Raw genomic sequence first — 22925 nt, forward strand, 5'->3', positions numbered from 1 at the left:
TGCAACCTGCTGTGCCTATGATCGGTCGCCTGGTGGTGGTCGGTCTGGGGTTGATCGGTGGTTCCTTCGCCAAGGGCCTGCGCGAGAGCGGGTTGTGTGGCGAAGTGGTCGGCGTGGACCTGGACCCGCAATCGTGCAAGTTGGCGGTTGAGCTGGGTGTCGTCGATCGCTGTGAAACCGACCTGGCGCGCGCATGCCAGGGCGCCGATGTGATCCAGCTCGCCGTGCCGATCCTGGCCATGGAGAAGTTGCTGGCGGTGCTGGCCGGCATGGACCTCGGCCAGGCGATCCTCACCGACGTCGGCAGTGCCAAGGGCAATGTGGTGCGGGCGGCGCAGCAGGCGTTTGGCGAGATGCCCGCGCGTTTTGTGCCGGGCCATCCGATTGCCGGTTCCGAGCAGAGCGGGGTGGAAGCGTCCAATGCGCAGTTGTTCCGTCGGCATAAAGTGATTCTGACGCCGCTGGCACAAACCGACCCGGCGGCCTTGGCCGTGGTCGACCGTCTGTGGCGCGAGCTGGGCGCAGATGTCGAGCATATGCAGGTCGAGCGCCACGACGAAGTGCTGGCGGCGACCAGTCATCTGCCCCATCTGCTGGCGTTCGGATTGGTGGATTCGTTGGCCAAACGCAACGAAAACCTCGAGATTTTCCGCTATGCCGCCGGTGGCTTTCGCGATTTCACGCGGATCGCCGGCAGCGACCCGGTGATGTGGCACGACATCTTCCTCGCCAACCGCGAGGCCGTGTTGCGCACCCTGGACACCTTCCGCAGCGACCTTGACGCCTTGCGCGACGCGGTCGATGCCGGGGATGGCCACCAATTATTGGGCGTGTTTACCCGTGCGCGGGTGGCGCGTGAACATTTCAGCAAGATCCTGGCACGCCGGGCCTACATGGAAACCGCAGTGAACGCCGACGACCTGACTTTCCTCGCCAACCCGGGCGGCCGCTTGAGCGGGCGTATCCGGGTGCCGGGCGACAAGTCGATCTCCCATCGGTCGATCATGCTCGGTTCGTTGGCCGAGGGCGTGACCGAAGTCGAAGGTTTCCTTGAGGGTGAAGATGCCCTGGCGACCTTGCAGGCGTTTCGCGACATGGGCGTGGTGATCGAGGGGCCGCACCACGGGCGCGTGACCATTCATGGTGTCGGGCTTCATGGTTTGAAGCCGGCGCCGGGGCCGATTTATCTCGGTAACTCCGGCACCTCCATGCGCCTGTTGTCCGGCTTGCTCGCCGCGCAGGCCTTCGACAGCGTGCTGACCGGTGATGCTTCGTTGTCCAAGCGCCCGATGAACCGCGTGGCCGAGCCGCTGCGGAAGATGGGCGCGGTGATCGAAACCGGGCCGGAAGGGCGCCCACCGCTGACCATCCGTGGTGGCCAGAAGTTGAAAGGCCTGACGTATGTGCTGCCGATGGCCAGTGCGCAGGTCAAATCCTGTCTGCTGCTGGCGGGCCTGTATGCCGAGGGCAAGACGTCCGTCACCGAGCCGGCACCGACCCGCGACCATACCGAGCGCATGCTGCGCGGTTTCGGTTATCCGGTAGAGGTCGTGGGTGCAACGGCGACGGTCGAGTCGGGCCATGCGCTGGTCGCCACCCATATCGAAGTGCCGGGGGATATTTCCTCGTCGGCATTTTTCCTGGTGGCGGCGTCAATCGCGGAAGGTTCCGAGCTGTTGCTGGAACATGTCGGCATCAATCCGACGCGCACCGGGGTGATCGATATCCTGCGGCTGATGGGCGCGGATATCAGCCTGGAAAACCCGCGCGAAGTGGGCGGCGAACCGGTGGCCGACCTGCGGGTGCGGGCGGCCGCGTTGAAAGGGATCGAGATCCCCGAAGCGCTGGTGCCGTTGGCAATCGATGAATTTCCTGTGCTGTTTGTGGCTGCTGCCTGCGCTGAAGGGCGAACCGTCCTGCGTGGTGCTCAAGAATTGCGGGTCAAGGAGTCCGACCGTATCCAGGTCATGGCCGACGGTCTGCTCGCCCTTGGCGTGAAGTGTGAACCCACCCCCGATGGGATTATCATTGACGGTGGCCTGATGGGCGGTGGCGAAGTGCATGCCCATGGCGATCACCGGATCGCCATGGCGTTCAGCGTGGCTTCGCTGCGGGCAACGGCGCCGATTCGTATCCGTGACTGCGCCAATGTTGCTACGTCTTTTCCGAACTTTCTTACACTGTGTGCCCAAGTCGGCATCCGTGTTGCCCAAGAGGCTCAATTGTGAATATCAAAGCACCGGTGATTACCATCGACGGGCCAAGCGGCTCGGGCAAAGGCACGATCGCCGGCATCCTGGCCAAGCGCCTGGGCTGGTGCCTGCTGGATTCCGGCGCGCTGTACCGCCTGCTGGCATTTGCCGCCCGCAACCACGGCGTCGACCTCACCAACGAAGAATCCCTGAAGCTGCTGGCGGCGCACCTTGATGTGCAGTTCGTCGCTGCGACGGAAGGTCATCCCCAGCGCATCATCCTGGAAGGGGACGATGTGACCGATGACCTGCGTAACGAACAAGTCGGTTCCTGGGCCTCCCAGGTTGCCGCGTTGCCGGCCGTGCGTGATGCGCTGCTGCAGCGCCAGCGGGCGTTTCAGGAACCGCCGGGCCTGGTAGCCGATGGCCGCGACATGGGCACGGTGGTATTTCCCGAGGCGCCGCTGAAGATTTTCCTGACCGCCAGCGCCGAGGAGCGGGCGCGTCGCCGCTACTTGCAGTTGAAGGGCAAAGTGGATGGTGTTAGTCTGTCGAGTCTGCTAGATGAGATCCGTGCACGCGACGAGCGTGATACCCTGCGCGCAGTAGCCCCGCTCAAGCCGGCGGCTGATGCCATACAGCTGGATTCCACGGAGTTGTCCATCGAGCAGGTGTTGGAACGCATCTTGAGTGAAATCGCTATTCGCGATATCGCCGGGTGACCAAGAAGTCTGCAGGGGACCAGTCATAGTCCTGCGGTGCTTCTTTTAATTGAAACTAACCCACACCGTCTGGGGCGTGGAGATGGGCGTATTCTTCGCCCTTATCAACAGGAATTAAAATGAGCGAAAGCTTTGCGGAACTCTTTGAAGAAAGCCTAAAAACCCTGAACCTTCAGGCAGGCTCCATCATCACCGGTGTTATCGTTGATATCGATTACCAAGCTCGCTGGGTAACCGTTCACGCTGGTCTGAAGTCTGAAGCACTCATCCCGCTTGAGCAGTTCTACAACGACGCTGGCGATCTGACTATCAATGTCGGTGACGAAGTTCACGTTGCTCTGGACTCGGTTGAAGACGGTTTCGGTGAAACCAAGCTGTCCCGTGAAAAAGCCAAGCGCGCTGAATGCTGGATTGTTCTCGAAGCAGCCTTCGCAGCTGAAGAAGTGGTCAAGGGCGTTATCAACGGTAAGGTTAAAGGCGGCTTCACTGTCGACGTTAACGGCATCCGTGCGTTCCTGCCAGGTTCTTTGGTCGACGTCCGTCCAGTGCGCGACACCACGCACCTGGAAGGCAAGGAACTCGAATTCAAGGTCATCAAGCTCGATCAGAAACGCAACAACGTTGTCGTTTCCCGTCGCAGCGTCCTGGAAGCAGAGAACTCCGCCGAGCGTGAAGCTCTGCTGGAATCCCTGCAGGAAGGCCAACAAGTCAAAGGTATCGTCAAGAACCTCACCGATTACGGCGCATTCGTCGATCTGGGTGGCGTCGATGGCCTGCTGCACATTACCGACATGGCTTGGAAGCGTATCAAGCATCCTTCCGAAATCGTCAACGTTGGCGACGAGATCGATGTCAAGGTTCTGAAATACGATCGCGAACGCAACCGTGTTTCCCTGGGCCTGAAGCAACTGGGTGAAGATCCATGGGTCGCTATCAAAGCCCGTTACCCAGAAAGCACCCGCGTGACCGCGCGTGTTACCAACCTGACTGACTACGGCTGCTTCGCTGAGCTGGAAGAAGGCGTTGAAGGCCTGGTACACGTTTCCGAAATGGACTGGACCAACAAAAACATCCACCCTTCGAAAGTCGTACAAGTCGGCGACGAAGTGGAAGTTATGGTTCTGGACATCGACGAAGAGCGTCGTCGTATCTCCCTGGGCATCAAGCAGTGCAAATCTAACCCATGGGAAGATTTCTCTGGCCAGTTCAACAAGGGCGATAAAATCTCCGGCACCATCAAGTCGATCACCGATTTCGGTATCTTCATTGGTCTGGACGGCGGCATCGACGGCCTGGTTCACCTGTCCGACATCTCCTGGAACGAAGTGGGCGAAGAAGCTGTTCGTCGCTTCAAGAAGGGCGACGAGCTGGACACCGTTATCCTGTCGGTTGACCCAGAGCGCGAGCGCATCTCCCTGGGCATCAAGCAACTGGAAAGCGATCCGTTCTCCGAGTACGTTCAAGAGAACGACAAAGGCGCAATCGTTAAAGGCATCGTGAAAGAAGTTGACGCTAAAGGCGCCATCATCACCCTGGCCGACGATATCGAAGCGACTCTGAAAGCCTCCGAAATCAGCCGTGACCGCGTTGAAGACGCGCGCAACGTTCTGAAAGAAGGCGAAGAAGTAGAAGCCAAGATCATCAGCGTTGACCGCAAGAGCCGCGTAATCCAGCTCTCCATCAAGTCGAAAGACGATGCTGAAGAGAAAGAAGCCATCCAGAGCCTGCGCGACAAGCCAGCTACCTCTGAGCCTTCTGCTGGTCCTACCACTCTGGGCGACCTGCTGCGTGCACAAATGGAAAAACAGAACTGAGTTCTGTCAGACCATAGAAAAAGGGCGACTTCGGTCGCCCTTTTTTGTGCCTGAAATTTGTTGAATCAACAACTTAGAATCACGTAGAGCTGATCGGTGTCAGAACTGATTATAGTCTTTGGATAAGCTATTCCCGTGTTGCTGATTCAGTAAGGATTTTCAATGAACAGGCTCATCTTAGTGTTCGCAATGGCCATGCTTGCAGGTTGCGCCGCCACCAATGCCAAGACTCACGCACGGCATGGCGTCAGTGGCATCGAGATCGACTGCTCAGGCTTGGGCTCCAACTGGGAGAAGTGCGAGAAGCGCGCGGCTCGAGAGTGCAAGATGCAGGGGTACAAGGTCGTCACAAGGTCCAGTGACGCCAAGGACGAGGAAGGGGGTTACTTGTTCGGCTGGAACCCGGCAGGCGCCGTTACCCGCACGATGCTGGTGATCTGCAATTGAGCGCGTAAGCGCTTGATAGTGAAGTCGATCTGGCGTGTAGATAAGTTATTGGATGGGCTGTTCAAATTCATCAAGTCATGCTAAAACCTTTGAAGCGCTTTTCCTAGCTGCTTGAAAAAGAAGGGAAAAATATGACGAAGTCGGAGTTGATCGAACGAATTGTCACCCATCAAGGGCTGCTTTCATCCAAGGATGTAGAGCTGGCCATCAAGACCATGCTTGAACAAATGTCCCAATGCCTGGCTACGGGCGATCGTATTGAGATCCGAGGGTTTGGCAGCTTCTCGCTACACTACCGCGCCCCGCGCGTAGGCCGTAACCCTAAGACCGGGCAATCCGTCAGCCTGGACGGCAAGTTCGTGCCTCACTTCAAGCCGGGCAAGGAATTGCGTGATCGAGTGAACGAAGACGAAGAAGAAAACGTCTGAGTGTCTTTAGGGTAGGAGAAGATTATGCGTGGAATTAAGCGCGCCGTGGTGTTGCTGACAGTGCTGGTGGTCGCACTGGTGGTTATAGCGTTTGTGCTCGAAAACCAGCAGGGCGTGTCTCTCTCGTTCCTTGGCCTGGCGACCGGGCAGATGCCGGTGTCGGTGTTCGTGACCGTGGCGTTGATTGTCGGCATGCTGATAGGGCCGTTGTTAGGCATATTGGTGCGCAGTCGGCGTCATAAGTCGACCCCTGCAGGGCGTGCCTAGGGAGCTCTCTCCCGTTCCACAAAAATCGCATACATGCTGAGACAACCGCTCGTCAGAAAACTGCCCTAAAATAGCCCGTCAATTTCAGCGCCGCCTTGTAATGATGCGGCCGCCCTCAAGTAAAAAATCCGCGGATTCATTGGGTTTCAGCTCGTAGATTCGGAAAATCCTTTCTGTTTTCACTCTCCTTGGACGTGCTGCATCAGGGCTACCCCTATACCTGTAGGAAAAGCCTACCGCTCATGTCAAGACTTGTAATATGTCAGAGAGATGGCAAAATGAAATCTGTTCTCGATAACAGGCATTTTGTGCGCTCGAAATTTGGCAGAGACGCTGGGTTTTGACGGTCATCTAATTAGAATAAAAAAGACACAATTTTGTCTGCATAACGAGCCCGCAGTTTCTTTTTGAAGGCAGGTTTTTGTTGTGAGTAGTAGTTTTCGCGCGCCCCCCGTCCAATCATCCAATGAAATTGATTTTTTCGCGTTTGCTCAGGCGGTATGGGCTCAAAGAGCTTTTGTCGCACTGGTGGCGTTGTCGATAGGTGTGTTGGCGGCAATCTATGCCTTTACCGTTGTTCCTGAATATAGGGTGTCCAGTGTTCTGCGCCCTGCTGCCATCAACGAGCTTGATGCTCTAAACCGCTCCGAGATTTATGCGCTTCTGCCGACGAGTGCGCTGACTAAGGTGGGGGCTTCTTTGGAGTCCTACGAGACTCGTCTCGGGTTTTTTCGCGCCAATCAGAAATTATTTAAAGCGTTCGAGCGGCCTGGAAGAACACTTGAACAAAGTTTTGAAGATTTCAATCGAAACTCTTTCACGCTGACTTTGCCGGACTCAAAAAAAACCGATATTTTGAGTAATTATATAAAAGTAGAAATGAGCTATCCAAAGGGGATAGATGGCGTTGCGATTCTGAATGGGTTTGTAAATTATGCCATTTCAGTTGAGCGTCAACAAATTACCGCTGATCTACGCGTAATTGTCAGAAACCGTCTTGCAGAACTTGATGGGAAGTTGGCAGCGGCGCGCTCAAGTTACACGACAAAAAAAGAAGCCGAGATTGCTGTCTTGACCGAGAGGGACTCGGTGCGAAAGGCTCAGCTTGAAGATGAGCTTAAAGCACTCAGGGCTGAGCTCAAGACACGACGAAATGATCGGATAGCACAACTTGGCGAAGCCATTGGTATTGCACGCTCCTTGGGTATCATAAAGCCCGCGACTCCTTCTTCACTGAGTGAGCCCAGTCGTGTTGGGGCTTCCAGCGTCATGCGCACTGAAATCAATAACCAGCAGATTCCTTTGTATTTCATGGGGGTTGATGCCCTGGAAGCAGAGCGATCAGCATTAATGCGGCGTAAGTCTGATGACTTCAGCGAAGGGCGCATTGCCCAAATCGCTAAAGAGCTCCAGCTGCTTCAATCCAATCGTCAAGTTGAATTGCTGAATCGGCGTCAGAATGAAGATGTGTTTCTCGAGGGGGTGGAGCCCATCCGTGCGGAAGCAGTTCGTCTTCGGAACCTTGACGTCGATATGGGCCTTATCAAATTGGTTGTTGTAGATAAGGAGGCTCTGGAGCCCTTGAATCCAATCGCTCCCAGAAAGGGGCTCATTATTGCCTTGGGGCTGGGTCTTGGATTTACCTTGGGTTTGCTTGTCGCTTTTGTTGGGTCTTTTGTTCTGAAGCGTCGTGAGGGGAGTGCCGAGGATTTTTTGCGTGCCGCTCCTGCTCCGGTCATTGCTGTTCAGAATGCGCCTCGAAACCTCCAAAGAAACCATTGATTTTCAGCAATTCCCAATGTGCCCTGTCTCGGGAAGGTGTGCCTGCCATACCTTTTCGCAGGGGAATCGGGTGCGCTAGCATGATCAATACCATGTCAGAATTACGTTTCGTAAATATTTTCGTTGCCTGCTGCTTCTATGCAAGCAGCGAGGGCGGTCTTTGGCTTGATGGCTGTACGCTAGTACGGAAAGATCTGAGTGCAGAAGCTAGTGTTGTCAGGGCAAAGACTGTAAATTGCTGGAAGAAAATTCGATGGGGTTTGGCATTAAGCAACTGATGCGTATTCAGATATAGATACGGCTCGAAGCTGCTCTCTCGGTGCTGATGAATTGAATTAAGGTTGGATTCAAGGTTAAGGTGAAGTAATGAAAACAGTTTTGGTGACCGGGGCAGATGGATTTATTGGGTCGCACCTGACCGAGCTTTTGGTGCGCGAAGGGTACAGCGTAAAAGCACTGTCTCAATATAACTCTTTCAATTACTGGGGGTGGTTGGAAGATGTAAGTTGCCTCAAGGATATTGAGGTGTTGAATGGAGATGTCCGTGATCCGCACTATTGCAAACATATAACAAAAGGCGTCGATGCCGTATTTCATCTGGCGGCGTTGATTGCGATTCCGTACTCGTATGTCGCACCTGATAGTTATGTTGATACCAACGTCAAAGGCACCTTGAATATTTGTCAGGCGGCTATTGATAATGGCGTACAGCGTGTTATTCATACCTCTACCAGTGAGGTTTATGGCACTGCTCAATATGTTCCGATTGACGAAAACCACCCACTTCAGCCGCAGTCGCCCTACAGCGCTTCAAAAATGGGCGCGGACGCCATGGCGATGAGTTTCTTCAATGCCTTTGATCTTCCATTAACAATCGCTCGCCCATTCAATACTTACGGGCCTCGTCAATCAGCTCGAGCGGTGATTCCCACCATCATTACGCAAATTGCCAGTGGTAAAAAACAGATCAAGCTAGGCGATGTTTCGCCAACGCGGGACTTCAACTACGTTGCTGATACCTGCCGTGGTTTTCTGGATCTATTGCGTTGCGACAAGGCTGTTGGTGAAGTCGTCAATATCGGTTCCAATTTCGAAATTACCGTAGGTGATACACTCAATCTCATTCGCGAGTTGATGGGCAGCGATGTTGAGTTTCTGACGGATGATCAGCGTTTACGCCCAGAGAAGTCGGAAGTGTTCCGGTTGTGGTGTGACAACTCAAAAATTCGAGGCCTGAGTGGTTTTGAACCGCAATACTCAATCCGTCAAGGGCTTCAGGAAACCATCGACTGGTTCACCCGGCCCGAGAATTTGGCTAAATATAAAGCCGATCTCTACAACGTCTGAGGCGCCGTCATGCTCGACTCACTTGTGAAGTTTGTGCGAGAGCAATATCGCACCAATGAATTCATACCTTTGCATGCTCCTGTCTTTGGCGGGAACGAAAAGCGCTACGTAATTGAAACAGTGGAGTCTACGTTTGTTTCCAGTGTCGGCGCATTTGTTGATCGTTTTGAGCGTGATATGGAGGCCTACACCGGTAGCCCTCGTGCCGTTGCGACAGTTAATGGGACCGCCGCGCTGCATGTCGCCCTGATGCTGGCCGGCGTCAAGCCAGGTGACCTTGTCCTCACTCAACCGCTTACCTTTGTTGCGACGTGTAATGCGATTGCTTACTGCGGTGCTGAGCCAGTGTTTATCGATGTCGACAAACACACGTTAGGCCTTTCTCCTGTAGCGCTTGATCATTGGTTGCAGGTGCACGCGTACAGGCGGGACGACGGAGTTTGCATGTTAAAAGACGATAATCGCGTACTTAGGGCGTGTTTGCCGATGCATACATTTGGTCACCCGGTTGAGCTGGATAAGTTGATCGAAGTTTGTGGTCGGTGGGGGCTGGCACTGGTCGAGGATGCTGCTGAATCATTGGGCAGCCTTTATAAAGGGCGTCACACCGGGACGTTGGGCTGTGTGGGTACCCTGAGTTTCAACGGTAATAAAACCATTACCACGGGTGGTGGTGGCATGGTGCTGACTAATGAATCGTTGGGTGCGCGAGCGAAGCACTTGACCACGACTGCGAAAATACCTCACGCCTACGAATATGTTCATGATGAAGTGGGTTACAACTACCGGTTGCCGAATCTGAATGCGGCCCTGGGGTGCGCCCAGCTTGAACAGTTGGACTCCTTTGTTGCAGCCAAGCGTGTTTTAGCGGAGCGTTACCAGGCCTTCTTCGAAGGTAGTCAGTTCCAATTCGTTTTGGAACCCGCGGGTTGCCGTTCCAACTACTGGCTCAATGCCGTGATCTGTGAAAACCTCGCGCAGCGTGATGAGTTGCTCGCGTTCAGCAATCAGGCTGGCGTAATGACTCGACCAATCTGGAAGTTGATGAGTCACCTGCCTGCCTATTCCTCAAGCCTTAAAGGGGATCTGACCAACGCACTGTGGTTGGAAGAGCGGGTAGTCAATTTGCCGAGCAGCGTTGTTCCGGAGTTGCAGGTTTGAAACGTAACGTTGCAGTGTTCACTGGAACGCGCGCCGAGTACGGCTTGCTCTACTGGTTGATGAAAGATATCCAGGCAAGTGAGCATTTGGCACTGCAGACGATAGTGAGCGGCATGCATCTCTCACCTGAGTTTGGAGAGACCTGGAAAGGCATTGAGGCGGATGGTTTCGCCATTGATGCCAAGGTGGAAATGCTCCTGTCTTCAGATAGCGATGTGGGTGTCGTAAAGTCAATGGGGCTGGGTACGCTGGGTTTCGCCGATGTTTTGGACCGCTTGCGGCCAGACATGCTGGTGGTGCTCGGAGATCGTTTCGAGGCATTGGCAATCGTGCAGGCTGCTCTGATTATGAAAATTCCTGTGGCGCATTTGCATGGTGGCGAGATAACCGAGGGTGCTTACGACGACGCTATTCGCCACGCGATCACTAAAATGGCCTATTTTCATTTTGTCGCTACTCAACCCTATCGTCAGCGTGTTATCCAGATGGGGGAGTCACCCGATAGAGTGTTCAATGTCGGTGCCGTAGGTCTTGATCATTTGCTTCGCAGCCCGCGAATGACGCGAGAGGAGTTGTCTGAAAGCCTTGAGTTTGCTTTGGACGCGCCTTTTCTCCTCGTGACTTACCATCCGGTGACGATGCTCGAGGAAGATCCAAAGGAAAGTTTCCACGCGTTGTTGACCGCGCTAGACCAGTTTTCCCGGCACAAGATAATACTCACGTACCCCAATGCCGATAACGGCGGGCGTGCGATTATTCCGTTGCTGGAGGAATATGCCCAGGGTAACCCTGAGCGAGTCAAAGCTATTCCTTCCCTGGGTTTCAGGCGTTACTTGAGTGCGGTTGCGCTGGCTGATGCGGTAGTAGGTAATTCCTCCAGCGGTATCATTGAAGTGCCGGCTTTTCATGTTCCTACCATCAATATTGGAGCTCGACAGGCGGGTCGTCTCGCCGCCGGCTCAGTAATCAATTGTGCGCCCGATGCACGCTCGATCGAAGATGCAATTCGTCACGCGCTCTCTGTCGACTTTGCCAATGTTTGTAAAGTGGCTGTCAATCCTTACGGCGCTGGTAATGCATCACAAAGCATTGTGGATATTCTTGAGCGTCACGACGTGGTCCACAACAAGTCATTTCACGATTTGAGTTAAACCATGAAAGCACCTAACGAAGACTCGGTATACATCATTGCTGAAGCGGGCGTTAACCATAATGGGGAGCGCGATCTTGCGTTCGCACTGGTTGATGCTGCAGCGGCAGCCGGCGCTGATGCGGTGAAGTTCCAGACGTTTGATGCCAAGCGACTGGCTTCAAAGGCAGCCCCGAAAGCCTCGTATCAATTGCAGAGTACCGAAGCGTCGGAAAGCCAGCTGGCAATGCTTAAAAAGCTTGAGCTGCCCAAGGAATGGCATGCGGATTTGCAGGCCCACGCACGGCGCAGTGGTATCGAATTTTTGTCCACCGCATTTGATACCGACAGTCTTCGGTTTTTGTGTGAGATGAATTTGCCGTTCTTCAAGGTGCCCTCGGGCGAGCTGACGAATGGCCCATTGTTGTGGCAATTTGCGCGTATGGGTAAACCGCTGGTGCTTTCAACCGGCATGGCGACACTCAGCGAAGTTGAGCAGGGTCTGGCTATCGTGGCGCACGCGGTGGCCTTTGATCGAGAGCCTGCCAATATGGAAGAGGTTTGGCGTAACTGGAGCCGTCCTGAGGCTCGTAAGCAGCTGTATGGGCATGTTACGTTGCTGCATTGCACCTCCCAGTACCCGACGCCTTGGGCGGAGGTGAACTTACGGGCAATGGACACACTCACAGCATTCGGGCTCGCGGTGGGGTATTCGGATCACACCGAAGGCAGCTTGATTTCGATCGCTGCTGTTGCTCGTGGTGCCAAGGTCATCGAGAAACATTTTACGCTGGACCGCTCCATGTCAGGGCCTGATCACAAGGCATCACTGGAGCCCGATGAGTTGAAGTCCATGATCACCCAGATTCGCGAGCTTGAACTGGCGTTGGGTGATGCATGCAAGACACCTCAGCCCAGTGAATGGGACACTCGCAAGGCTGCGCGCCAGCAGGTGGTTGCAGCAAGGGATATAGAGGCAGGGTCGATCATTTCTCGTGAAGACCTGACAACCGCTCGCAGTGGGTTTGGTTTACCTCCCACCGCTTTGTGGGGGTTGGTGGGTACTCGTAGTCAACGTTCCGTCCAGATTGGTGAGATTATTGAGCGATGAACGCCGCGCCAAGTGGGCCCCAGACATTCATAATGCTGGGGGCGGGTGGTCACGCGAAGGTATTGCTATCGCTTGCCATCGCCTGTGGGCTGCAAGTTCAAGGTGTCTGCGATCCAGGGCTTAAGCGTTCGGGTGTTGTAACGTGGCGCGGAATCAGGGTTCTGGGTGGTGATGAGGCGCTGGAGCAACTCGATTGTACCGACGTTGGTTTGATCAACGGCGTTGGGCAGGTCGTTGGAGGTAGTCTTCGCCAAGCGATATATGAGCGAGCCGTCGGGATGGGTTTCCGATTTCCCGTGCTTGTGCATCCGGGGGCTATCGTTGATGCTTCTGCGGTGTTGGCTGACGGTGTCCAGGTGATGGCCGGTGTGATCATTCAGCCGGATGTGAGCGTGGGGGCCAATACGATAGTCAACACCAGTGCAAGCGTTGATCACGATTGCAGCGTGGGCGCTCATGTTCACATAGCACCAGGCGCGACGCTTTGCGGAAACATTCAGGTGGCTGACTGCTCATTTATCGGCGCAGGCGCAACAGTGATTCAGGGATTGGCGATCGGTGAGTATGCCGTTGTCGGTGCCGGGGCGGTGATGGTTCGTAACTTGCCAGCCCGGAGCATTTTATTAGGACAAGCGGCGCGTTCTAGAACTGTGTCGGACGAGTAAACATAGAGAAGGTATTCAATGATGCAGTGGGAGTTAACACTCGTCGGTCCAGAGTGCTCAATGGAGGAGGCCATCGCTACGCTTGATCGTGTTGCGGTTCGTATTGTCATGGTTGTTGATCTTGAGCGTCGCCTCTTGGGCACCCTTACCGATGGCGACGTTCGGCGGGCCCTGCTGAAGCAGCGGCCCTTGACGACGCCTATCAATCAGATCATGTGTGCTACTCCTCGCACTGCGGGGCTCGGGTGGAGCAGGGATCGTATCTTGGCGATAATGGAAACCTATCAGTTGCTGCAACTTCCGGTTGTGAGCCCTGAGGGGAAAGTCATAGGCCTGGAAACATTGCACGACCTGGTGCATAAGCCTCGTCGGGACAATCCGGTGTTTCTGATGGCGGGTGGGTTTGGAACTCGTTTGCGCCCGTTGACGCAAAACTGCCCAAAGCCGCTGCTCAAGGTTGGAGACAAACCTATTCTGGAATTGATCCTTGAGCGGTTTATCAGTTCGGGTTTCCGTCGCTTTTTCATCTCTACCCATTACATGCCAGAAATGATTCGTGACTATTTTGGTGACGGTAGTAAGTGGGGAGTCTCAATCCGTTACATTCACGAGGACGCCCCTCTGGGCACTGGAGGGGCTCTGGGGCTGTTACCTCATGACGAGATAGACCTGCCTCTATTCATGATGAATGGCGACTTGCTTACTACCCTTAGGTTCGAGAGCCTTCTGGGGTTCCATGAAGAGCATGTTGGCTCCGCTACCATGTGCGTGCGTGAATATGAGCATTGTGTACCTTATGGCGTTGTTCAAAACGATGGGCACCGTATTCAGTCGATGGTAGAAAAGCCAATCCAGCGCTTCTTTATCAATGCCGGTATATACCTGTTGTCTCCTGAGCTGGTGAAGAGTGTTGCGCCAGGAACGCGCGTGGACATGCCTACGCTATTGGAGCGCGAAATTGCCGAAGGCCGCGACGTCAATATGTTCCCGGTTCACGAGTATTGGCTTGATATCGGTAGGATGGAAGATTTTCAAAGGGCTCAGCAAGAGTTCGCCGGGTTATGAGTGTGCAACCCGCCTATTTGGTTATCGGCAGCGGCAGCATCGCCAAGCGTCATATCGGAAACCTCAAGAAGCTTTTCGCATCGGCGCGTGTCGGCTGTATTTCTGCGTCGGGCAGAACGTTGTCCGCCGAGGATGTGGGCGAGAATACGCAAATATATCGTTCCATGAACGAAGCACTGGCGGATAACCCGGTGCTTGCCATAGTTGCATCACCTGCGCCTTTGCACTTGGCCTATGCGGTGCAGTTGCTCGATCGGAAGGTGCCAGTTTTGATCGAAAAACCCCTCTGCGATTCGTTGGAGCGATTCTCCCCCCATCGCGATGTATTGTTCGAACACAAATCTCGAATCGAGATCGCTTACAACTTGCGCTTTATGTCGTCGGCGCTGAAGTTCAAGGCGTTACTGGAAGCGTGCAGCGTGGGCGCAATACGCAGCGTCAGTGTCGATGTTGGGCAGTACCTTCCCGATTGGCGCCCTGCCAGTGATTACCGCAAAAACGTGTCGGCCCGGCGGGATCTGGGCGGTGGCGTATTGCTTGAACTCAGCCATGAGCTTGATTATTTAAGATGGCTGTTTGGCGAGTTCGACACGGTTTATTGCGTTGCACGTAACACGGCTGCACTTGAAATTGATGTTGAAGACACGGTCGATGCGCTATTGGTTCGTTCAGACCGGCTGGCTGTCAATGTCCATATGGACTTTCTCCAACGGGCTGCAGTGCGTACCTGCAAAGTTATAGGGCAGGAAGGCACTCTGATTTGGGATATTCTCAACAACGGTATTACCTTGCACACGGGACGTGATCAGCAGCATGTGCTGTTTGAGGATCCTGGCTATGACCGTAACAACATGTACCTTGATCAATTGCGACACTTTGTCCAAGTGGCGCAAGGTACCGCGTCACCGGTAATTGATCTTGAAGATGGACTACAGACGCTTCGACTGATTGAGGCGATGAAAAAATCTTCTGCCACAGGCCAAGTCATCAACATTGGGGATCTTCAAGCGTGAGCGTGTACGCCTTCATTTTTGCACGAGGTAACTCTAAAGGGTTGCCGGGAAAGAACATCAAATTATTAGGTGATCATCCGTTGATTGCCCACTCAATAAGAGTGGCGCAGCAGGTGCCTGGCATAGACAAGATTTTTGTGTCGACCGATTCCGATGAGATCGCGGCTGTTGCCGAGGCCTATAAGGCTATCGTGATCAAAAGGCCCGATGAACTGGCAACCGATACGGCGCCTGAATGGCATGCGTGGCGGCATGCTATCTATCATCTGCAAGCCCAAGGGCATAAGTTCGACGTATTTATCAGTCTGCCGGCGACCAGTCCGCTGCGCGGGGTTGAGGATGTGGAGCAGTGCCTCGCCAGTCTGGACTCGGGCACGGATATCGTTGTCACTGTAACCCCCGCATCTCGCAGTCCTTACTTTAATATGGTCGTTCGTGACACACAGGGCGTCAGCCAGTTGGTATGTACGGGCGACAACGCACATCGTCGCCAGGATGCTCCGACCGTATATGATATGACGACGGTAGCTTACGTTGCACATCCCGACTTCATTTTGACCAATGAACGCATCTTTTCCGGGCGAGTGAAGTCGGTTGTAGTGCCCCGTGAGCGAGCAGTCGACATCGACGACATCTATGACTTTAAAATGGCCGAAATGCTTCTGGCTGACAAAGAGAAAGCTCATGCTGGCGAATAAGAAATTTTTGGTTGCAGGCGCGGGCGGGTTGCTCGGAAGTAAGTTAAGCGCTGCACTCCTGGCTGACGGTGCACATGTCATTGCCGCGGATATCGATCCCACGTTGATGGCCGAGCGCTTGGCGCAGCAGGGTGTAGACTTGGGCAGTCAATCATTAACCTGCACTGCGCTTGACTTGAATGATGCGACGTTGGTGGAGTCATTCTTCTCGACGCTCAGCGCTGTCGATGGTGCTGTCAATTGCTCGTACCCGCGAAACACGCGCTACGGCGCAAAATTCTTTGACGTCACGCTAGCGGATTTCAATGAGAACGTGTCCCTGCACCTGGGGTCGTCTTTTTTGTTCATGCAGCAGTGCGGCGCTTATTTTCAGCGTGAAAAAACTCCATTTTCCCTGGTTAACATCTCTTCGATCTATGGTGTGGTTGCGCCGAAATTTGACGTCTATGACGGCACACCCATGACGATGCCCGTTGAGTACGCAGCCATAAAGTCAGCGCTACTTCACCTAAGCAAGTACCTGACCACTTACATTGCTGACAGCGGCTTCCGGTCTAACAGTGTAAGCCCCGGCGGGATTTTTGATCATCAGCCAGAGCAGTTTCTTCAGCAGTACAAGAAGCAAACGCTGGGCAAAGGCATGCTTGATATTAGTGATGTGCTCGGTTCTATAAAATTTCTACTTTCCGATCACTCTCGTTACGTTAACGGCCAGAATATCATCGTCGATGACGGTTTTAGCCTGTAATTCACGCTCACGAAAGAACAGTTAAAATATGTTGAATTTTTTACTGATAGGCGCAGGGCAACTAGGCAGTCGTCATCTGCAGGCACTGGCACTTTCGGACTTTGCTGATATTTCCATTCAGGTAGTAGAACCATCATCAGAGGCTCGCCTGGTCGCTCAAGAGCGTTGGGAGCAGGTAGCTAAATCCGAAAAAATCAAAGCTATTGAGTTTCTGGAAGATATCTCCAGCGTTAACCGGAGTATCGATTTCTGTATTGTCGCCACCAATGCCAACTGTCGTTTACAGGTACTTAGAGAGCTGCTTGCCTCTGTCAGTGTCCGGCAACTAGTTCTTGAGAAGGTCCTTTTCCAATCAGTTGAGCAAGTTGAGGAAGCGGGCAGTCTGCTGTCGTCCCAGGGAACGCAGGTATGGGTGAACTGCCCGCGCCGTATGTTTTCCATCTATATAGAGCTAAAAAAACGACTTGCCCACGAGCACACCTTGAACCTGCAAGTGCATGGGAATAACTGGGGTTTGGCGTGCAATGCGATTCATTTTATCGATCTATGGGCGATGCTTGGGGGCGAACACTGCTATACGCTTGATACGTCGGGGCTTGATGCCGCCGTCGTTGAGAGCAAGCGTCTTGGCTACAAAGAGGTTTCGGGTACATTGTCGGGTGTTGCCGATAAGCATCGCTTTTCGTTGACGTCAGACGCTAGCACCGAAGTGGCACCACTGAGCATCAATATTGAAACTGAACAATTCAGCATCGAAGTAAACGAGTCGAAAGGGCAGTGCATTATTCAGACAAAGGAAACTGGGCATCAGGAAGTGCTCGAATTTTCGGTCCTTTACCAAAGTCAGTTATCTCATGAAGTCGCAAGGCAGTTACTCGCAAGCGCCGATGGTCAGTGCGAGTTAACCCCGTTCGACGAATCAGCTTCGTTGCATGTGCCCTTCCTTCAAGGATTGCTTGAGTTTTTCAACAGGCAAGGGGATTGCAACCACACCCTGTGCCCAATTACCTGACAGAGGCTCGTTATGATCTTATTAGTCGGTGCCGGCCCAATGGCCGTGCAATACGCAAAAGTACTGCAAGGCATGGAAAAGCAATTTGTTGTAGTTGGACGTAGCCAACAATCGGCAGACGCCTTCAACAGCAGCGTTGGCGTACAACCGCTTACCGGCGGGGTCGAGGCGTTTTTCCCCTCAACCCAATCCATTACTCATGCAATCGTTGCTGTCAGTGTCGAGCAATTGGAATATACCAGTAGTTTTCTCTTGCAAAATGGGGTGAATAACCTGTTGGTAGAAAAACCGGGTGGTATGACTCTGGAGGCCATCGGAAGACTTCAGGCGTTGGCTACAACTCACGGAGCTTCAGTTTATATCGCTTACAACCGCCGTTTCCTTGCATCTGTTTTATCTGCTCGGAAGTTAATTGATGAAGATGGTGGAGTGACCAGCTTCAATTTTGAAATCACAGAATGGTCTGATGCCATTCAAAAAATCCACAAGGCCGAGGGGGTCAAAGAGAACTGGTTTTTCGCTAATACAAGTCATGTCACCGATCTCGCGTTTTACCTGTGTGGCAAGCCGCGTCAAATAGCTACGTTCACCGCTGGTTCATTACCGTGGCATAGCAGGGCTGCTAGGTTTTCCGGGGCAGGCGAGACAGAAAGTGGTGCTTTATTCTCCTACACCGGGGATTGGCAGGCGCCAGGTCGTTGGGGCTTAGAAGTATCTACCCGCAAGCGGAGATTTATTTTCAAACCAATGGAAAAGTTGCAGGTCCAACTCATCAATAGCGTCGCCGTAGAAACCTTGGACATCGATATAACCTTGGATGTTGAGTACAAACCAGGGTTGTACCTGCAGCTTTTGAATTTTCTGATGTCTGATAATTCGAATTTATGTTCTCTGGAAGAGCATTTCGAAAATAGCAAGCTGTATGCACGTATTGCTGCTTATGTTTGACGTCAATGAATGGCCGCGCCGGGTATTGGGGTTATGAGGCAAAAGGCGCGCGCGGGCGCTATAAAATATGTGTTGGCGACCTATAGCGAGTTCTCGCTTGTCGCGTTGCTGACACTTTTCTTTACGAATATGGTGAGCCAGCAGGCGTTGGCGGATTCCAGTATCGCTTTTATTGCAATTTCCTATAGCACCTTTCTGGCGTTGGGATTTCACAATGGCGCGATCCGCGATGGGGCGATCAGTGCGAGTGTCGAGGAGCGCGAAGACATTCTGCGGCTGGAACTGTATTTTTCCGCTTTTGTTGCTTTTGTCCTGATGACCGCAGCGGTGGCAGCTCATGAAAGCTTCTATTTGATGGCAGGGCTTTTCATTGGGGGCGTGAATCATCTTAAGACAGCCTGTCAGACAGTATTCAGGCTGCAAGGCATGGACGCGCTGCTCAATACGTTGAATGTGGCATGGGCCTCGGTATTTTTTATATCGTTCTCGCTGCTGGCTTGGTTAAGTCAGCAGGTTGCTCTGGAGGTCAGGTTCTTCGGGGCTTGGGGGGCATCTGCTGCATTTGTCATATGTTCTTTTTTTGCTTTCTGCTTGATTTCTCTGCAAGCCTTTCGACCTTCCATGACGGCAAGCAGGGCGCTGTTTTTCAAGGTTCTGAGTTCTTCAAAGCATATGTTTTTGATGGCCAGTGGCTTGGTGGTGTTGTTGACGTCTGACCGGGTAGTGCTAAATGTACTGGGCGCCGCCGAGAAAGTGCGAGCTGATTTTCAGTACGTTGATGTACTGACTAATATCTATTTTCTCGGCATGACCTCAGTATTGTATTACTTTACTCCAGGGCTATTGAAGCGTTTTAGTGGTGTCGACTCTGCTCATCAAGGTGCGTTCGCTGCAATGATGACGAAATATGCAGCCTATTTGCTGGGTGTTGTCATATTTTTTGCATTCGCTATTTTTGTTTTTTTGCTAGTGATCGGCCGGTTCAGCTGGGAGTTGGTGGGTGTCTTTGTATCGATGTTAACCCTGAAGACTCAGCTGATATGCCTGGGATTTGTGTGTAACTTCTATTTGGCGCAGCGTTTGGAAAGAGTGTTGGCCATTGCCTACCTTGGTTTGATGGTTGCAGGGCTCTCGCTGTCGTTCGGTTATGGTTATTTGTTTGTTGGGACAACTTGGTTGGTGTTTTTGCCGTTACTTAATGCACTGCTCGTTAGTGTTCTCGTTATATACCTGATCAAAAGAATAAGCGCTCAAGACAAGCATGAAAAAAGTACTTGTATTAACTGATTCCCTGGGGTTGCCCAGGTTGAAGCCAGCGCTCATTAATGACGAGCAGTGCTGGACATACCGTGTTGCAGATCGTTACGCAGGAGCGTTTCGTTTTCGCGTAGTTAGTGTGCCGGGTATGGATACCACTCAACTGATGTCTTTGGTTGATGACTATTACCAGGCGATAGAAGCCGACGTAGTTGTGGTCCAGGTCGGGATTGTTGATTGCTATCCCCGAGCGATCAAGAAAATCGAATTGTCGCTATTGTTAAGAATGCCCGGTATTTTCAATCGTTATATCCATCGATGGGTAAAGCGTAACTATACCCAGCTCATTACCAAGCGAGGTATTCGCTACGTTCAACCCGGTGAGTTCAAAGCCAATCTACGGCGTCTCCGTGAGCGGTTTCCTAGCTCGAAAGTAGTGATTGTGCCTATTGCACCTCCGTCTGCAGCGTACGTCCTGAAAAATCCTTGTATCGAGGCGTCAGTCAGGGAGTACAACTCTATGCTGGCGGAGAGCTTCCCCGATGGTTTTTTGGCGGAGTGTTACCCTGACGAGGCTTGTGAAATTTTCTTGAGCGATAATCACCATTTGAATGCATTGGGAAATGAATATGTATTTGAGGCAGTGAGTGCGGCTTTATTTGTTCGTTGAGAGCCCTGAATATAGGAAGTGGTCTGGCTTATGATTTTCCTAGTTGTGGTGTTCATGCTCACAGTGTTCCTTATGTTCAGGAATAAAGAGGTTTTGTGTCCCTCCAATATCGTTTTTGGTAGCTATTTTCTTTATTTTGTATTTCCGAGCATTCTGTTCTATTTGTTGGAGTGGGTAGGATGGGTATACGTTCTGCCGTGGGGGAAGACGAACGACTGGTCTAAACTTTCTGATGAGGCTGTATTGTCGTTCGCCTATGTATTTACTTTGTTTTTTTTCTTTACACGTTTTTTTGAAGTGCTGATGACCCAGATATCTGCACAGAATTTGTTTCGGCGATATCGAGTAAGTCCATTCATGCTGTTTGTGATGAGTGCTTTTATATTACTAGGGGCTGTTTGCTTTTTTCAAGTGACGGGCGGCGTTGAGGCGTGGTTTGGTAATTATAGCGATACTTACCTTGGAAATAAGAAAGGTTATGGGTTGCTAAATTTTTTGTTGATCATGAGCTCTAACTTTCTTGCCTACGCGCTTGGTTATTACTGGCGAACGCAGCGTCGCGTGAGTTGGATGCTAGTCATATTTGTCCTGCTGGTTTTAACCTTATGTGCTTACATTCAAGGTGTGAAAAGTCGCATATTTTACTTTGCTATCTTCTTCAGCATTCCTTGGCTAAGTGTCATGAGACTAACGCTGGTGAAAGGCGCCGTGATTTTTCTCGGATTTACATTGGCATTCAGCTTTGCCATGTACTTCCGCTCCAATGGATTTTACAGCACGCCGGAAATGCTGCTTGAGTATTTTCTGAGTTATTTCAATACAATATTTTTACACGACATGATTCTACGGGATATGCCGCCGGACTTGTTTTTAACGATGAGTTATCCCATCAAGAAATGGTTGACTTTTGTTGGTGTGCCTTCAGAGGAGTATCTGCACGATATCAGCCGGTGGTTGACATCGATTTATTATCCTAAGCAGTGGTTTGAAGGATCCGCAACTCAACAGTGGCCTATTGAGACTGAGTTGTATCTGAACTACGGCTACTACGTTTTTTGGGTGGTTCCTATTTTTGTTCACTCACTGTTTATCTGCGGTTTATATGCGCTTCGTTATCGCTTTGGGCCGGTATTCTTATTTATTTTCGTTTGTGAGTTGCTGTTCTTCCTGAGTATGTTTCGCGGGAGTATGCTGCAATGGATTGCGTTATTTAACGCGGCTTTTTACGCGCTTCTGCTATTGAGCAGTCGGCTGCTATTTATTCGAGTAAATAATGATGAGTAGTAAAAGTGTTAGCGCGTTATCCATCCTGATTTTTCAGGCTTACGTGAATGAGGCGTGCCTGGACCGGTCATTGAAGGCGAAATTCCTGGCAGCGGAACCTCTGTCCGAAGCATTGCCTCTCTACAAGATCATGCCTCTCCTGTCGCTGCGTAAACGGTATGGAAAGCCGATGCTTTGGGCACTGACGGTGTTGAAATACTCGATACTGCCTGCATTGTTGCTGGCCGCATTGGGCAACCTGTTTTTGGCGCTGGTGTTTGCGCCAATGCTGTTGCGTCGGGATGCAGTGACATTGCCCGACACTGTCTGTCTGCCCGTTACTGCGCATTTGAAGCTGTTCCACTACTTGTATGATGATTTTGATCAACGTATTCGGTTTGAGTGCCGGCGACCTTGGGCTGTGTTGCGGTATCTGGACGCAAAGGACTATCTGCGCGCACTGCTTATCGTTTGGCGGGTGGTGTGGTTCATTCTGAGGCATGCGCCGAAGCAGGAGGTGCGGCGCCAGGATCTCATTTTCCACGCGCTGGATTTGCTGCCGCTGGTTTGGTTCTCATTATTCGTATGCAAATTGTCTAGCAATGGCAAGCACATGATTACTGACTGCAATTTGCAGCGCTGGGACTATATAGCGACGCACGTAACAGGTCATTGTTCAATTATTCAGCATGCCTACATACATCCGGATTTGGAGTTTTCCTACCCCTTTGGCCAGGTTGAGTGTTTGTATGTTTTTGATCCTGAGTTCGAGGAAATTTTCTCACGGTATTATCGGTTTGGAAGAACTGGTACTATCACTCCAAAGCTGCAACTCGATGACATGGGTAGCGACAAAGAGGTGCTTTTCCTGGCTTCTTCTGCGCCTTACCTGGATGCAGAGATCAGTTTTATTGAGCGTATCAAGCGTGAATTTGATTTTTTCGTAGTGGTCAAGCTGCATCCGCGCCACGTTTATGATGACTCGGTTTCACGCCTGATTTCGTTGGCTGACTACATCGCGGCGCCCACTGTATTTCCGGACTGTCACTATCAGGTCTCTTATGATTCGTTCCTGGGGTACGAGTACAGGGCGATAGGGAAAAAAGTTTTGTTTCTAAAGGATGAGTGTTCCATAGAGAAATTCATGGAACGCCGTAAAGCCAATGGCGAGTCTTGATTGGGGGGC

22 protein-coding genes are annotated in these 22925 nt (G+C 52.2%); all 22 read left to right on the plus strand.

The features are described from left to right. Positions 1–17: 17 nt before the first annotated feature. Positions 18–2228 carry a bifunctional prephenate dehydrogenase/3-phosphoshikimate 1-carboxyvinyltransferase gene (locus NR164_RS05655; RefSeq protein WP_256381467.1) on the plus strand — a complete coding sequence of 737 codons (2211 nt, stop codon included), beginning with the start codon at positions 18–20 and terminating at the stop codon, positions 2226–2228. Then, positions 2225–2914 (plus strand): (d)CMP kinase, encoded by a 690-nt coding sequence (cmk, locus tag NR164_RS05660; RefSeq protein ID WP_256822443.1) that lies wholly within the window; start codon positions 2225–2227, stop codon positions 2912–2914. The genes NR164_RS05655 and cmk overlap by 4 nt, the downstream gene beginning before the upstream one ends. Before the next feature lie 119 nt (positions 2915–3033). Then, positions 3034–4728, plus strand: coding sequence for a 30S ribosomal protein S1 (gene rpsA / locus NR164_RS05665; protein ID WP_003218806.1), 1695 nt, complete (start codon positions 3034–3036; stop codon positions 4726–4728). Between the two features lie 162 nt (positions 4729–4890). Further along, the gene (locus NR164_RS05670) at positions 4891–5175 is read left to right on the plus strand and encodes a hypothetical protein (RefSeq protein WP_256822444.1); all 285 of its coding nucleotides are present in this window, start codon (positions 4891–4893) and stop codon (positions 5173–5175) included. Positions 5176–5306: 131 nt separating this feature from the next. Beyond that, positions 5307–5603, plus strand: coding sequence for an integration host factor subunit beta (ihfB, locus tag NR164_RS05675; RefSeq protein ID WP_017848846.1), 297 nt, complete (start codon positions 5307–5309; stop codon positions 5601–5603). Positions 5604–5627: 24 nt separating this feature from the next. Next, the gene (locus NR164_RS05680; RefSeq protein ID WP_046384278.1) at positions 5628–5870 is read left to right on the plus strand and encodes a LapA family protein; all 243 of its coding nucleotides are present in this window, start codon (positions 5628–5630) and stop codon (positions 5868–5870) included. Between the two features lie 426 nt (positions 5871–6296). Further along, entirely contained in the window at positions 6297–7652 is a 1356-nt protein-coding gene (locus tag NR164_RS05685) for a Wzz/FepE/Etk N-terminal domain-containing protein (protein ID WP_256822445.1), read from the plus strand. Positions 7653–8018: 366 nt separating this feature from the next. Then, a complete protein-coding gene (locus tag NR164_RS05690; RefSeq protein WP_256822446.1) occupies positions 8019–8999 on the plus strand; it encodes an NAD-dependent 4,6-dehydratase LegB in 981 nt (326 codons plus the stop codon). A gap of 9 nt (positions 9000–9008) precedes the next feature. Further along, positions 9009–10160, plus strand: a complete 1152-nt coding sequence (locus tag NR164_RS05695) for a LegC family aminotransferase (RefSeq protein WP_256822447.1) — start codon at positions 9009–9011, stop codon at positions 10158–10160. Then, the gene (gene neuC, locus NR164_RS05700; RefSeq protein WP_256822448.1) at positions 10157–11311 is read left to right on the plus strand and encodes a UDP-N-acetylglucosamine 2-epimerase; all 1155 of its coding nucleotides are present in this window, start codon (positions 10157–10159) and stop codon (positions 11309–11311) included. Before NR164_RS05695 ends, neuC begins: the two co-directional genes overlap by 4 nt. Positions 11312–11314: 3 nt before the next feature. Continuing rightward, a complete protein-coding gene (neuB, locus tag NR164_RS05705) occupies positions 11315–12400 on the plus strand; it encodes an N-acetylneuraminate synthase (protein ID WP_256822449.1) in 1086 nt (361 codons plus the stop codon). Between the two features lie 32 nt (positions 12401–12432). Further along, positions 12433–13065: an acetyltransferase gene (locus tag NR164_RS05710; protein ID WP_256822450.1), complete on the plus strand. Its 633-nt coding sequence runs from the start codon at positions 12433–12435 to the stop codon at positions 13063–13065. Positions 13066–13086: 21 nt separating this feature from the next. After that, on the plus strand, positions 13087–14130 hold the full coding sequence (locus NR164_RS05715; protein ID WP_256822538.1) for a nucleotidyltransferase family protein: 1044 nt from the start codon (positions 13087–13089) through the stop codon (positions 14128–14130). Further along, the gene (locus tag NR164_RS05720) at positions 14127–15143 is read left to right on the plus strand and encodes a Gfo/Idh/MocA family protein (protein ID WP_256822451.1); all 1017 of its coding nucleotides are present in this window, start codon (positions 14127–14129) and stop codon (positions 15141–15143) included. The genes NR164_RS05715 and NR164_RS05720 overlap by 4 nt, the downstream gene beginning before the upstream one ends. Further along, positions 15140–15841, plus strand: a complete 702-nt coding sequence (locus NR164_RS05725; protein WP_256822452.1) for an acylneuraminate cytidylyltransferase family protein — start codon at positions 15140–15142, stop codon at positions 15839–15841. The genes NR164_RS05720 and NR164_RS05725 overlap by 4 nt, the downstream gene beginning before the upstream one ends. Then, entirely contained in the window at positions 15828–16589 is a 762-nt protein-coding gene (locus NR164_RS05730; RefSeq protein ID WP_256822453.1) for an oxidoreductase, read from the plus strand. Before NR164_RS05725 ends, NR164_RS05730 begins: the two co-directional genes overlap by 14 nt. 28 nt (positions 16590–16617) lie before the next feature. Further along, complete coding sequence (locus tag NR164_RS05735; protein ID WP_256822454.1) at positions 16618–17601, plus strand: Gfo/Idh/MocA family oxidoreductase; 984 nt, start codon at positions 16618–16620, stop codon at positions 17599–17601. A 12-nt stretch (positions 17602–17613) separates the two neighbouring features. Further along, a complete protein-coding gene (locus NR164_RS05740; protein WP_256822455.1) occupies positions 17614–18549 on the plus strand; it encodes a Gfo/Idh/MocA family oxidoreductase in 936 nt (311 codons plus the stop codon). A 9-nt stretch (positions 18550–18558) separates the two neighbouring features. Continuing rightward, positions 18559–19836 (plus strand): hypothetical protein, encoded by a 1278-nt coding sequence (locus tag NR164_RS05745; protein ID WP_256822456.1) that lies wholly within the window; start codon positions 18559–18561, stop codon positions 19834–19836. Continuing rightward, positions 19811–20476 (plus strand): hypothetical protein, encoded by a 666-nt coding sequence (locus tag NR164_RS05750; protein ID WP_256822457.1) that lies wholly within the window; start codon positions 19811–19813, stop codon positions 20474–20476. The genes NR164_RS05745 and NR164_RS05750 overlap by 26 nt, the downstream gene beginning before the upstream one ends. A gap of 54 nt (positions 20477–20530) precedes the next feature. Further along, positions 20531–21760 (plus strand): hypothetical protein, encoded by a 1230-nt coding sequence (locus NR164_RS05755; protein ID WP_256822458.1) that lies wholly within the window; start codon positions 20531–20533, stop codon positions 21758–21760. After that, positions 21750–22916, plus strand: a complete 1167-nt coding sequence (locus tag NR164_RS05760; protein WP_256822459.1) for a hypothetical protein — start codon at positions 21750–21752, stop codon at positions 22914–22916. Before NR164_RS05755 ends, NR164_RS05760 begins: the two co-directional genes overlap by 11 nt. Positions 22917–22925: the final 9 nt, after the last annotated feature.

This window comes from Pseudomonas sp. Pse79, assembly GCF_024519615.1.
In the GTDB taxonomy this organism is placed as follows: domain Bacteria; phylum Pseudomonadota; class Gammaproteobacteria; order Pseudomonadales; family Pseudomonadaceae; genus Aquipseudomonas; species Aquipseudomonas veronii.